1 protein-coding gene is annotated in these 393 nt (G+C 64.4%); it reads left to right on the forward strand.

All coding sequences use genetic code 11. From position 1 onward, the window contains the following. Positions 1 to 393 (forward strand): hypothetical protein (locus IMZ11_RS44630; RefSeq protein WP_228649863.1); only part of this gene is annotated, 393 nt, incomplete at both ends.

Raw genomic sequence — 393 nt, forward strand, 5'->3', positions numbered from 1 at the left:
GAGCAGCACTGGGGCTGGGCGAAATGGTTACCGCACACCGAAAGTCAGGACATCGACGGCGCCGGCCCGGCCCGCTATCTCGCAACGTCGCTGGCCGAGGTCGAGGACGCGCTGGAGCCGTTGCTCAAGGAACGCGCCAAGGTGGTCGACGAGAAAGGCAACGTCGACACCTCCGAGGTGAACAAATCGAACAAACAAATGGTCGTCATCATCGACGACCCGACGGTGACCCCAGCGGCGGTGCGCAAGATCGCCGGCAAGAACGGCGTCACCGTCATCTCTTATCGCGACGCCGCCGGGCCTGACCGCGACTACGAACCGCACGAACGAGAACTGCTGCTGCGACTGCAGCACAACCCGCTCGCCAACGCGGCCACGGTGCAGATGGACACC

This window comes from Microtetraspora sp. AC03309 (genome assembly GCF_020826795.1).
Classification (GTDB): domain Bacteria; phylum Actinomycetota; class Actinomycetes; order Streptosporangiales; family Streptosporangiaceae; genus Microtetraspora; species Microtetraspora glauca.